Source organism: Salirhabdus euzebyi (assembly GCF_014207435.1).
Taxonomy (GTDB): domain Bacteria; phylum Bacillota; class Bacilli; order Bacillales; family Alkalibacillaceae; genus Salirhabdus; species Salirhabdus euzebyi.
Map to the genome: position 1 here is coordinate 155,836 of NZ_JACHGH010000006.1, position 13,378 is coordinate 169,213.

Annotated in this window: 10 protein-coding genes; 7 read left to right on the forward strand and 3 right to left on the reverse strand. The window is 38.8% G+C overall.

Features of this window, described 5'->3' with window-relative positions; translation table 11 throughout:
• The first annotated feature begins 23 nt into the window (after positions 1 to 23).
• Positions 24 to 545 (forward strand): YwhD family protein, encoded by a 522-nt coding sequence (locus tag HNQ94_RS11575; RefSeq protein ID WP_174496558.1) that lies wholly within the window; start codon positions 24 to 26, stop codon positions 543 to 545.
• Between the two features lie 644 nt (positions 546 to 1,189).
• Here HNQ94_RS11575 and HNQ94_RS11580 read toward each other — a convergent pair.
• A complete protein-coding gene (locus HNQ94_RS11580) occupies positions 1,190 to 3,256 on the reverse strand; it encodes a transglycosylase domain-containing protein (RefSeq protein ID WP_174496557.1) in 2,067 nt (688 codons plus the stop codon).
• A gap of 385 nt (positions 3,257 to 3,641) precedes the next feature.
• Between HNQ94_RS11580 and speE the strand changes: the two genes are divergently transcribed.
• Together speE and speB are read left to right on the forward strand one after the other, a co-directional pair.
• Positions 3,642 to 4,469: a polyamine aminopropyltransferase gene (gene speE, locus HNQ94_RS11585; RefSeq protein ID WP_174496556.1), complete on the forward strand. Its 828-nt coding sequence runs from the start codon at positions 3,642 to 3,644 to the stop codon at positions 4,467 to 4,469.
• Positions 4,470 to 4,484: 15 nt separating this feature from the next.
• Positions 4,485 to 5,357, forward strand: a complete 873-nt coding sequence (gene speB / locus HNQ94_RS11590; RefSeq protein ID WP_174496555.1) for an agmatinase — start codon at positions 4,485 to 4,487, stop codon at positions 5,355 to 5,357.
• Positions 5,358 to 5,414: 57 nt separating this feature from the next.
• Here speB and HNQ94_RS11595 read toward each other — a convergent pair whose 3' ends face one another.
• A complete protein-coding gene (locus HNQ94_RS11595) occupies positions 5,415 to 5,909 on the reverse strand; it encodes a hypothetical protein (RefSeq protein WP_174496554.1) in 495 nt (164 codons plus the stop codon).
• Positions 5,910 to 6,070: 161 nt separating this feature from the next.
• Between HNQ94_RS11595 and HNQ94_RS11600 the strand changes: the two genes are divergently transcribed.
• Positions 6,071 to 6,511, forward strand: a complete 441-nt coding sequence (locus HNQ94_RS11600; protein WP_174496553.1) for a YwiB family protein — start codon at positions 6,071 to 6,073, stop codon at positions 6,509 to 6,511.
• Positions 6,508 to 8,181 carry an arginine--tRNA ligase gene (argS, locus tag HNQ94_RS11605; RefSeq protein WP_174496552.1) on the forward strand — a complete coding sequence of 558 codons (1,674 nt, stop codon included), beginning with the start codon at positions 6,508 to 6,510 and terminating at the stop codon, positions 8,179 to 8,181. Before HNQ94_RS11600 ends, argS begins: the two co-directional genes overlap by 4 nt.
• A 52-nt stretch (positions 8,182 to 8,233) precedes the next feature.
• Here argS and cls read toward each other — a convergent pair whose 3' ends face one another.
• Complete coding sequence (gene cls, locus HNQ94_RS11610) at positions 8,234 to 9,424, reverse strand: cardiolipin synthase (RefSeq protein ID WP_174496551.1); 1,191 nt, start codon at positions 9,422 to 9,424, stop codon at positions 8,234 to 8,236.
• 316 nt (positions 9,425 to 9,740) lie between these two features.
• Between cls and HNQ94_RS11615 the strand changes: the two genes are divergently transcribed.
• Positions 9,741 to 11,873, forward strand: a complete 2,133-nt coding sequence (locus HNQ94_RS11615) for a heterodisulfide reductase-related iron-sulfur binding cluster (protein ID WP_174496550.1) — start codon at positions 9,741 to 9,743, stop codon at positions 11,871 to 11,873.
• A 290-nt stretch (positions 11,874 to 12,163) separates the two neighbouring features.
• A complete protein-coding gene (gene mmgA / locus HNQ94_RS11620; RefSeq protein WP_174496549.1) occupies positions 12,164 to 13,351 on the forward strand; it encodes an acetyl-CoA C-acetyltransferase in 1,188 nt (395 codons plus the stop codon).
• Positions 13,352 to 13,378: the final 27 nt, after the last annotated feature.

Here is a 13,378-nt window from a genome sequence, read left to right on the forward strand (position 1 = left end):
GAAAAAAAGGGAGGTTTCTGGATATGACATCCTTCGAAAAAGATGATGAACAAAAAAAGACGAAGCAATTCACCATTATGAAAGATGATTCTACGGATGGACACGGTGGTTATGGTGTCGGTTCAGTAAGTCTTGAAAATATGTCTCCTATTATTGTAGATCCTAATGAAGAAAAGGCCTATGTCGATATGGGGGCGATGCACGCTCGTAGTGCTATCGAAAAGAGAATTAAATTTGTGCCTGATAGAAGTGTAGTCCCAAACGGGAAACTATATTGGATTGCTTGGGTAACCGTAGAAAGAAACGAGACTGGTCCGTTCTACTATGGAATTGCTTCAAGTGAACTAGTCGTAGAACGTGAAATTAAGAGAGGCTATAAGATTCTTCCAGAACATGTTAACCATATGGACAAATCCTTAAAGGGCAGAATCGTTGTCGAACATATGGATGAAAAATCAAAAAGGATTTTAGGAGACTTCTTACAAACGTATAAACCGGATATTTGGGAGAATTCTCGACAAGAAATAAAAAAGGCATTTGAATAGTGTAAATTTGAACTAATTGTGAACATTTTTTGAATTTCTTGTGCTTTACTCAAGAACTTTGTAAAATATAGTACACATGGGTAACATGTGTTTACTAGGACAATAAAGAGGGAACGGCCACCAACCGTTCCCTCTTTATTATTTTTAGGCTGCTTTTCTCTTTCTATCACAAAGATATAGACTACTACATAACTATAGCTGCATATACTTTCTGATGGTAATTTGGTGCTATCCCGTCGCTTCAGCAGAATACTTCGCGCGCCTTAGGGTTCCCAGTGAGCCTCCTCGACTTCGTCTCCGGGGTCCAACGACGGTCACTGGTCGCAACAGGAGTCTACGTATTCTTCCTACGCTAATATTAACTTTCTGATTTAAGAGTAGTAATAGGCCATATATCCATTGCATAGAATCTTCTTATTGCTTAGGTTGCCCTAGATGCAAAAATTTTTGGATATAAAACGTTTGATATATATTTAAACTATCTTCTATTCTAAAGCACATGGTGAGCAAGGAAAAACACGTAGACACCTGAGGCTCAGCGCGAGCCTTAAGGTGCGCGTAGTGTATTTCCGTTGCGTTGGGTTAACACTCATCTTGTGAATTATAATTAGCAAAAATTTATGCGAATAGAGCCTGCTTTTAGCTTAAAACACCCATTCCCAAATGGATCCGCTATCATTCTCCTGTTCTTCCTCCTGCCCTTCTTTTTGTGGAAACGGGAAATCCTTCGCATCATGTAAACTACAGAACGTGCGAGGCTCTGTTCCCTCGATAAAGTATGTGAGGCGCATATTTGGACAGCCTGTGTGAGCCAGTTTACCAGAATGGGGATCCATAAAGACTGCTTTTACGCCTTCAGGTGGTTTAAATGCCTCAAAAGGAATGTCCTGATGAATCGCTTCCATATATTCTCCCCAAATATCTTTTGCGTACGTTTGATCCTCTACTTTTGTTAATTGATCACCCTTATCATACCCTGTCCATATTGCTGTTACCGCTTGTGGACTAAACCCTATCATCCAGCTATCCGCATTAGTTGTTCCTGATTTAGCAGCATATGGTCTAGAAACGACATCTAGCAGTGATGCACCGGTTACTCGGCTGTAATCATTTAGTGATTCATCGAAAATACCAGTCATTAAATGGGTCAACACGAATGCATGTTTCGGGTCTAATACTTGTTTTCCGGAAGGTTTAGGACGTTTATATAATACTTTTCCCTCCGAGTCGGTTATTTTTGTAATGGTATGAGGTATTACTTCCTTACCTTTGTTCGCTAGCAAGCTATACCCTTTTGCCATTTCTAGCACTGATACCGATGCGGTTCCTAATGCTAAAGAAGGAACGGCTGGTAAATCACTTTTGATTCCAAATTTCCTCGCGGTTTCTACTAATGTTTTTGGCTTGAAAAAGACGTTTGTTTTGACTGCGTAAATATTATCAGATAACGCTAATGCCTGTGCTAAAGTAATGGGAGAGTTAGCGTAATAGCCGTTGTAATTGGAAGGGGCATATACCTTCCCATTATCTAACTCAAAGTAAGTCGGTGAACTTTCTAACGGAGTAGCAGGTGTATAACCCCGTTCTAGTGCAGCGTAATAGAGAAATGGTTTAAAAGTAGAGCCAGCCATACGTTTTGCCTGAATAGCACGGTTGAAAGGACTTGCCACATAATCTCTTCCGCCAATAAGTGATTTGATTGCACCCGTTTTTGGATCAACATTAATAGCACCTATTTGAATGGAGGAGGAATCGTCTATCTTCTCGTCGGTTATTGTTTCTAGCTGTTCCTGCATATCAACGTCTATAGTCGTGTAAATTTTATATCCACCTGTCTGAATTTCTTCTTTCGATTTATCTAAAATGTTTACAGCTTCAGACATGACGACATCTTGAAAATAAGGGGCGATTTGTTTCCCTTCACGCTCTTCCTCTTGTGTAATCGTTAAGGTTGTAGCTTTTGCTTCTTCCCATTGCTCTTCGGTAATTTTTCCGCTGTTAGCTAACAAGCTTAAAATGAGCTGTTGCCTGTTTGTAGCATGCTCTGGATAGTCTATCGGTGAATAATAGGAAGGTCCCTTTGGAATAGCGGCCAGTAACGATGCTTCCGCTACCGAAAGTTCATCTGCATGTTTATTAAAGTAATAGCGACTTGCGGCTTCAATGCCGTAATTACCGTGTCCGAAATAGATGGTATTTAAATATCCTTCTAAAATTTCATCCTTGCCATAAAACATTTCCAGCCTTAATGCATATAAAGCCTCATTTATTTTACGTTTCCACGTCTTTTGATGCGTTAAATAAAGATTTCTTGCATATTGCTGCGTAATCGTACTAGCACCTTGGACTTTTTCCATTTGGCTTACATTTTTAAAAGCAGCAACAGCAATGCGAGAAAGATCAAAGCCGAAATGATCATAAAAGGATTGGTCCTCTGTCACGATAAAAGCATCTTTTACGTGTGGGGAAATTTGATCTAATTTAACCCAGTAACGATTTTGTGAACCTTGTTTAATGCCAATAACCTGTTCATCCTCTGAGAAGATGACGGTGTTTTGTTCACTTGTTAGAGGAGGAGGACCTTGGACGAAAACATAAAAGTACACACTTATGGCTAAGATAAAAAAAGCAGAAAAACTAAAAAGCAGGCCGAAAAATATCCACTTCATCCGCTTGTTTTGTAGGATTCTGAAACGTTTACGCAAAGACATAAAGCAACACCTTTCATCCTGTTACAATCATGAAGACATCTTATTGTTAACAGTATGGAAACGGATTGGCATTTTTAAACTTCTAACTTTGTCATTTCGACAAAAGTCTTTCTGTGTATTACTTGAGTGGGAAGAAAGATTAACTATATTAATACTTCTAGAACCTACCAACGATAGGCCTTATGCTTACTACGCATAAATAATTTGGTTGTTATGGAAAATAATGCTTAACTTTTACGGTGATTTTCTCTATAATTTGTTTGTTTGCACAATGTACAAAGCAAATAAATAAATTCCTTTTATAGACGTTGAAAAAAGTGGTTTAGTACTAGATAGAATGGAAAAACAACAAGTAGAAGCTATAAAGGAAAGGAAGAAGAATTACATGAGTTTATGGTTTACAGAAAAACAAACCGATAGCTTTGGTATAACAGCAAAAATTAAGCAAACATTGCATACGGAGCAAACGGATTTTCAAAAGTTAGACATGTATGAGACAGAAGAATGGGGCAACATGCTCGTACTAGATGATATGGTCATGACGACGAAAAAGGATGAGTTTGTTTATCATGAAATGGTTGCTCACGTTCCCCTGCACACTCACCCAAGTCCGAAGAAAATTCTAGTAGTCGGCGGTGGTGATGGTGGTGTCATTCGTGAAGTGTTAAAGCACCCATCTGTTGAAAAAGCCGTGTTAGTGGAAATCGATGGGAAAGTAATTGAGTACTCGAAAAAGTATTTACCTGAAATTGCCGGCAAGCTAGAAGATCCACGTGTGGAAGTAAAAGTAGATGATGGATTTATGCATATTGCCCAAAGTGAAAACGAGTATGATGTTATTATGGTTGATTCTACAGAGCCAGTCGGACCTGCTGTAAATTTATTTTCTAAAGGATTTTACGCAGGTATTTCCAAAGCATTAAAAGCTGATGGGATTTTTGTTGCGCAAACAGATAATCCATGGTTTAAAGCAGATTTAATTCACCAAGTTTATCATGATGTGAAAGAAATTTTCCCGATTACAAGACTTTATACTGCAAACATTCCGACATACCCAAGTGGCCTTTGGACCTTTACAATGGGAAGTAAAATTCATGATCCATTGAAAGTAAAAGAAGAACGTTTCCAGGAGATGGAGACAAAATATTATACGAAGGAGCTGCATCATGCAGCCTTTGCGTTACCTAAATTTGTTAAGGATTTAACGGAATAAGAAGAGGTGAAAGTGATGCGTTTTGACGAAGGATATTCAGGAAAAGTTTTTATTATGAGCCATCCAACGCACGAGGATGCTCAAGCTATCATTTATGGTATGCCTATGGATTGGACAGTAAGCTTCCGACCTGGTTCACGTTTTGGCCCAAACCGAATTAGGGAAGCATCATTAGGACTAGAGGAATATAGCCCTTACATGGACAAGCATTTAGAGGATGTAAAATATTTTGATGCTGGTGATATTCCATTACCATTCGGGAACCCACAGCGTAGTCTGGATATGATTTATGATTATGCAAAGAAAATCCTTGATTTAGGGAAATTTCCGTTAGGATTAGGTGGAGAGCACTTAGTATCCTGGCCAATTTTACAGGCAGTACATGAAAAATACCCAGACTTTGCACTTATCCATATTGATGCACACGCTGACCTGCGCGAGGAATATGAAGGGGAGCCGCTTTCCCATTCCACGCCAGTTAGAAAAACGTGTGAGTTAATCGGCCCGGAAAATGTCTATTCATTTGGAATTCGTTCTGGCATGAGAGAAGAATTCGCGTACGCACAAGACAGCGGTATGTACATGGCGAAATTCGAAGTAGCGGAACCTTTAAAAGAAGTCTTACCGAAATTAAAAGGTAGAAATGTTTACGTTACCATTGATATTGATGTATTAGACCCAGCATTTGCTCCTGGAACAGGTACAGCAGAAGCGGGTGGTATTACTTCAAAGGAATTATTAGAGTCGATCCAACTAATCGCTCAATCCGATGTTCATGTAATCGGAGCAGATTTAGTAGAAGTAGCTCCAATTTATGATCCAACTGAAAAAACACCAATTGCAGCTAGTAAATTCATTCGTGAAATTTTGTTGGGTTGGGTAAAATAAAACATAAAGAAACCAGGCTATCCTTTGATGGGTCGCCTGGTTTCTTTATGGAGAAGATTAAGATGTGATAAGTCCGCTAAATTGAAGCATTTGTTCTTTCTTTTGCCCTAAAATTCTGTAGGTTATTTTCATTCCTTGAATATCGTCACGGAAGTTTTTATCCTGAATAGACACTCTTAAGACGAGGTGAAATTTTTGTTTTTGTATTTTATATTTTTTAAGTGGAGAAAATATAATATCCTTTGTATCATCAACTGTATAAATGCCAGTAGTACGGTCACTAATTAAAGGTGTGTAGATGATTTCTTGAGGGTTTGAATGAAGCGGGGTCCCGTCTGCTCTTACCAATTCAAGATTCTCTAAAACTGGCTTGCCTTTGCCGTTCCATTCCATATCATATCCTAGGTAAAGACCACCCTTTTCTTCAAATAATGCAAGATCTGCACTAGATTCGCTCCAGCAAACAAATTCTCCGCTTGAAAAAGTATGAAACGTATACCAACCAGAAACAATGAGGAAGACAGTCACTAAACCATAAAGGATTAATTTCACGAGAACCCCCCTTTTACTAGTTTTAAATATTTTACCACATATTTCCTAATATAAATATAATTATATTTATATTTATTAGGCTTATTTTCTTTAGGTTGAGAATCTATTTTTTAATCTTTATAATGTATTAGTTAAGAAACTTATGATCGGAGAGATACGACTTGGCTGCAAATCCCATGAATGTTAAAGTTACTTTGAAAACAGTGATTTCCGATGAAAATAATCGAGAACATATCGATGTTTCTGCCGAAGGGAAATATTATGAAAAAGATGAGACGTATGTCTTACTATTTAATGAAAAGGATCCTGATGGTAACAATGTACGAAACATGATTACTATTTCAGAGGATAAAGTTGTCGTTAAACGGACAGGACATGTTAAAATGAATCAAATTTTTCGGGAAGGTCAACGTACGGAAAGTACTTATTACCATCCATTTGGAACGATGCGAATGGAAACGGAAACGAAACAAATTGATTTCAATAGAGAAAATAATGGTCGTCAAGGGAGTCTCGACATTACCTATTTACTTAGGTTGAATGAACAGGAACCCCAAAATCACCAATTATCGCTTACATATAAAAGGGAGGCAACAAAATGAATATAGTAGAACAGACAGAGCTCAAGTTAAAATCTGAAATTGTACAGGCAGTTGTAAAAGCAGGACTTGCTACGGAGGACCAGATCCCGGAAGTTTTGTTAGAAGTACCAAAGGATAAAGCCCATGGTGATTATGCAACGAATATGGCCATGCAATTAGCCCGTATTGCTAAAAAAGCACCAAGACAAATTGCAGAAGATATTGTAAGCAATTTTGATCAAACAAAAGCTTCCATTCAAAAGATGGAAATTGCCGGCCCTGGATTTATTAACTTTTTCCTAGACACTTCTTATTTAACAGAATTAATCCCAACTATTTTAAAGCAACAAGAAAGTTATGGAAGTACAGACGCTGGCAAAGGAGAAAAAGTTCAAATCGAATTTGTATCTGCAAATCCTACTGGAACGCTTCACTTAGGCCATGCAAGAGGTGCAGCATTTGGCGATGCATTAGCAAGAATTATGAGTAAAGCAGGTTACGATGTACAACGAGAATATTACATAAATGATGCTGGTAACCAAATGAATAATTTGGCTAGATCAGTGGAAGCTCGTTATATGCAAGCGGCGGGGAAAAATGATTGGGATATGCCAGAGGACGGATATTTCGGTAAAGACATCATTGAGCTTGGTAAGAAAATGTACCAAGAATATGGAGACAAATGGATAAAGGAAGAGGCGGAAGCTAGACTTCCGTTTTGTAGAAAATATGGACTAGATTTCCTGCTTCAAAAAATAAAAGATGATCTGGAAAGCTACCGAGTTTCTTTCCATGAATGGTATTCGGAAACGTCCCTTTATGATGATGGAAAAGTAGAAGCAGCTGTTGAAAAGCTAAAGGGTAAAGGATTCCTTTATGAAAAGGATGGTGCCCTATGGTTCCGTTCTACGGACTTTAAAGATGATAAAGACCGAGTGCTAGTTAAACAGGATGGTTCTTATACGTATTTGACACCAGATATTGCTTATCATCAAACAAAACTTGATCGTGGCTTTGAAACATTAATTAATGTGTGGGGTGCAGATCATCACGGTTATATCCCGAGAATGAAGGCGGCAATTGAGGCATTAGGCTATAATCCGGCTAAGCTAGAAGTTCCCATTATCCAAATGGTGAACCTCATTCAAGATGGAGAAATTGTAAAAATGAGTAAACGTACTGGTAAAGCGGTTACGATGATTGAATTAATGGAAGAGGTTGGCCTTGACGCGGTTCGTTACTTCTTCGTGATGCGTTCAAACGACTCACATTTAGACTTTGATATGGATTTAGCAAAAGCGGAATCCAATGAAAACCCAGTATACTATGTGCAATACGCTCATGCTCGTATTTGTAGTATGCTTCGTCAAGCAGAGGAAAAAGGATTGAAGCTAGATGTAGATGGAGATTTTTCTTTAGTCCAATCAGAGAAAGAAATTGATTTGCTAAAACGTTTAGGAGAGTTCCCACAAGTCGTTTCAGATGCAGCTTTAAAACGTACACCACATCGAATGACACAATATATATATGATTTAGCTTCAGATTTGCATAGTTTTTACAATGCAGAAAAAGTATTAGATGTTGATCACCTAGAAAGAACGAAGGCCCGACTAGGTTTAATGGAAGCTGTTCGTATTACTATTGCAACAGCCCTATCCTTAATCGGCGTACAGGCACCGGAAAAAATGTAAACAGGAAGGGGACAGTCCGATAAGGAGGACTGTCCCCTTTTACATGTAATGTTTAAAGCAAAGGCCTAACAAGTTTAGCAATCACTATTTTGATTGATGTCCATGCATTCAACTGGTTTAGCCATTGATCATTCATTTCAACGCTATGGTAAAAATCCTTCAAAAATAATTCGCGGACCTTTTGAATAAAGGCTACGTCATAGGTGATGACGTTTACTTCCTTATTTAAATAGAGGCTTCTTCTATCAAAATTAGCTGTGCCGATATCACAGAAATTATCATCAATCATAAAAATTTTTGCATGGTAGAAACCTTGATCAAATAACCTGACGTCTGCACCCTTTTCTTTAAGGGAGACAAAATAGGGAATAGCGGCTTCCTTTACTAGCATATGATCTGCTTTCATCGGACCAAGAATTTTGACTACGACCCCTCTATTGATGGCATCCTCTAAGGCCCTAACAATAGACTTGCTCGGAATAAAGTATGGTGTTCCTATAATGATTTCTTTCTTCGCTTGATGAATAAAGTGAAAAAACATATCCTCTAAACCTATTCCGTCCGTTGCCACGACCTTCCCTTGCTTCTCCATTTTTGGCATGTTTGCTTTATATACTTCTATTTTTTCTTTCGCAGCAAGCTCCCAGTCGTGTTGGAAAAGGTGCTGCACATCTTTTGCTAGTTCTCCTGTTAAACGTAAATGGCAGTCTCGCCAATTATTAAACCGCGGACTTTTTCCGATATATTCATTTCCTACGTTTAAACCACCTACATAAGCTATTTTCCCGTCAATAATGGTTATTTTTCGGTGATTTCTACGATTAAACTTATAAAAGAAAAACGGGAAGCTAGGTTTTGAACTGTATGTAAAATATACACCTGCTTTTTTTAAGTCCCTCCTGACAGAAACAGGAAGACCAAAACTACCAATTCGATCAACGAGAAGGCGTACGGTAAGCCCTTCTTGTGCTTTTTGCTTTAATAAAGTGAAAAGTTCCTTACCAATACTGTCGTTTCTTATTATATAGGATTGTACGCAAACTTCTTTCTTAGCATCTTTTATTTCTTGAAACATATCTTTAAATAGAGGACTGCCATTAAAAAAACAAGAATAGTCTCCAGATGCAATTGGAAAGGAAAGGTTGTCTGCATTTTTATGATGATGAATTTTCCCGAAATAGAAGTCTAAAAACAGCAAAAAAAAGATGACCACTACACCGGTACCTACATACAACCATACCATTTCGTTCGCTCCCTTCTCCTTCCCTATTATTTACGGAAACTTGTAGGAGTAAACTAAAATATTTTATGTAAAAGTGTTGACTGAATGTTCATTCATAATTTAAAGTAGGATTATAGTATTCAGAATTTTTAATACGTTAGGGTCAAAATTTATTCCGCTGAAGTCTAGGCTATGTTATGCTTTGTTTGAAGTTAGGCAAAGATTCGACCATAGTTACAGTCAGCAAATTTTTCTTTGTACGTATATGGCTCATTGTAAAAATATGAATCCGTTGCAAAGCAACAAGAGTAGGACAGTTTATCTGGGGGGGTAACGAATGAATACATTAGCAATTGTAAACTGGATTTTGTTCTCTATTGTAACCGTTTACGCACTCGGTTTATTCGTAAAAGTTATTCTTACACGCATCGCCTATATTAAGCTTGGTAGAAAAGTAGAGTTTGATTTAGCGTGGAAAGAACGATTGAAAAAAGTTGCTGTAAACGTTTTTGGACAAAAGAAATTATTGAAGGATAAAAAATCTGGAATTATTCACGTTATGATGTTTTATGGTTTCATTTTAGTTCAATTTGGAGCAATTGATTTTATTTGGAAGGGACTAGTCCCTGGCTCCCATTTACCTCTTGGATTTTTATACCCTGGTTTCACTTTCTTCCAAGAGCTTGTTACATTAATGATTTTAACTGCGGTAATTTGGGCATTTTATCGTCGCTATATTGAAAAACTTGTCCGTTTGAAAAGGGGCTTTAAAGCTGGTTTAGTATTAATTTTTATCGGAACTTTAATGCTTTCCGTATTATTAGGAAATGGTATGGCGCTTATCTGGCATGGTGAGGAATTAACTTGGACAGAACCTGTTGCATCTGGTATTGCGGCGTTATTTGGTTGGATGAGCCCGGCGGCGGCAGCAGTTGTTTTCTTCGTATCTTGGTGGATTCACTTGATCGCGTTACTTTCTTTCCTCGTATACGTACCACAATCGAAGCATGCGCACTTAATTGCTGCTCCGATTAACGTATTTTTAAGTCGTAATGATGCACCTGGTAAGCTATCTAAAATTAATTTCGATGTGGAAAGTGAAGAGGAAGCATCCTTTGGAGTTGGGAAAATAGAAGATTTCGACCAACTACAAATGATTGATTTTTATGCTTGCGTCGAGTGTGGACGTTGTACGAATGTATGTCCTGCAACTGGAACAGGAAAAATGCTGTCTCCAATGGATTTAATCGTAAAACTTCGTGATCATTTAACAGCAAAAGGTGCAGCAGTTACTGGTAAAGCACCTTGGGTTCCAACTTATGCTTTTGCAGGTACAGAAGGAAACCAGCTTGCGAAAATGGCACAAGGAGAAAAGCCAAGCTATGATGAAGTGGCAGCAAGTGCAGAAGCGATGTACTCGCCAAGCCTGATTGGTGATGTTATTACAGAAGAGGAAATTTGGGCATGTACAACTTGCCGTAACTGTGAAGACCAATGTCCAGTTATGAACGAACACGTTGACAAAATTATGGACCTTCGTCGTTACCTAGTACTAACAGAAGGAAAGATGGATCCAGATGCACAGCGTGCGATGATGAACATTGAGCGTCAAGGTAACCCATGGGGTCTTTCTAAGAAAGAACGTGAAAACTGGCGCGAACTTGATGAAACATTGAAAATCCCTACTGTTAAAGAGCTTGACAAAGAAGGAGAAGACTTTGAGTATCTTTTCTGGGTTAGTTCGATGGGATCTTATGACAACCGTAGCCAAAAAATCGCGCTTGATTTTGCTCGTCTAATGAACAAAGCAGGCATTAAGTTCGCGATTTTAGGAAATAAAGAACGCAACTCTGGTGATACAGCTCGTCGTTTAGGTAATGAGTTTTTATTCCAAGAGCTTGCCGAGAAAAACATTAAAGAATTTGAAAAGAGCGGTGTGAAAAAGATCGTTACGATCGATCCACACGCTTATAACATTTTCAAAAATGAATATCCTGACTTCGGTTTAGAGGCTGAAGTTTATCACCATACAGAAGTATTGGCTCAATGGGTGAAAGAGGGTCTTCTTGTACCAGAATTTGAAGTAAATGAAAAAATTACGTATCACGATTCTTGTTACTTAGGCCGTTACAACGAAGTTTACGAACCACCTCGCGAAATTTTAGATGCTGTTCCAGGAGTAACTTTAGTAGAAATGGAACGTAACCGTGAAACAGGTATGTGCTGTGGAGCCGGTGGTGGTCTCATGTGGACAGAAGAGAAAACAGGAAATCGTATTAACGTTGCTCGTACAGAACAAGCACTTCAAGTTCAACCGACAACTATTTCTACAGGCTGTCCGTTCTGCTTAACGATGATTAGTGACGGAACGAAAGCGAAAGAGGTAGAAGATACAGTTAAATCAATGGACGTTGCTGAAGTTTTAGCAAAATCAATTTTTGGTGATCAAAAAGAGGAAATCTCTGCATAAATATAGAAAAAGGAAAGAGTGCAAATTTTAGGATTTGCGCTTTCCTTTTGATTTTAAATAGTAGTTAATGTAATGGTGTTTTCCGCGCCACTCTGTTCGAGAAAGAATACTACCTCACTTATAAGGTCAAACTGGCACTTTGTCCTTCCTGTGTAGCTTTAAAGGTTACACTTTTTCTTCTCGAATAGAACGAGGCGCTTCCTATTTGCAAAGTGGTTGAGCGAGCGTTCAGTCACACTTCGATTTTATGAAAGCGTTAACAAATTAAAGTGTTAAGGGGAGGAAATGAAATGGTTAAAACAGTTATTGTATCAGGTTCACGCACGCCTTTTGGTAAGTTTGGTGGAGCTTTAGGTTCGTTAACAGCTTCTCAGTTAGGCGGTACTGCTATTAAAGGCGCGTTAGAGAGAGCGAACGTTTCACCAGAACTCGTTAACGAGGTAATCATGGGGACTGTATTACAAGGTGGTCAAGGTCAAATACCATCACGCCAAGCAGCACGTGAAGCGGGGATTCCTTGGAATGTAAAAACAGAAACAATCAATAAAGTGTGTGCTTCTGGTTTACGAAGTGTGACGTTAGCAGATCAAATTATTCGTGTTGGCGATGAAGAAGTAATTGTTGCTGGTGGAATGGAAAGCATGAGTAACGCTCCTTATTTCATGCCAAAAGCACGTTTCGGAATGCGTATGGGTGATCAAAAGGTTGTCGATTTAATGGTACATGATGGACTAACTTGTTCCTTTGAAGGTGTTCACATGGGGACATATGGCAATAAAACAGCAGCTGAATATGGTCTAACGCGTGAAGCGCAGGATGAATGGGCTTACCGCAGTCATCAACGTGCTATTCAAGCGATTGAAAATGGCATATTGGCAGAAGAAATAGTACCAGTGTCTGTTCCACAAAGAAAAGGGGATCCGGTAATAGTAGATACAGATGAGGCCCCTCGTAAAGATACGTCTGTTGAGACGCTAAGTAAATTACGTCCTGCATTTGATAAAGATGGAACGATTACTGCCGGTAACGCGCCAGGCGTAAACGATGGTGCATGCGCGATGCTATTAATGTCTGATGAGAGAGCCGCTAAGGAAGGGCTAACGCCTCTTGCTACGATTCTAGCTCATGATGAAATAGCTGTAGAAGCAGAGAGATTCCCTCAAACACCTGGTTTAGTAATCAACTCCTTACTAGAGAAAACAGGAAAGAAAATAGAAGATATTGATCTATTTGAAATGAACGAAGCATTTGCAGCTGTAGCTCTAGCGAGTGGAAAAATTGCGAATGTAGATCCTGAAAAAGTAAACGTAAACGGTGGAGCAGTCGCATTAGGCCATCCAATTGGAGCTAGTGGTGCTCGTATTCTATTAACACTAGTTTATGAATTAAAGCGTCGTGGCGGCGGACTAGGTATTGCAGCAATTTGCTCTGGCGGTGGTCAAGGGGATGCAGTGCTAGTGGAAGTTCCTAAGCAGTAGAAGACTGCGTGTGCAACGAGATAAGAG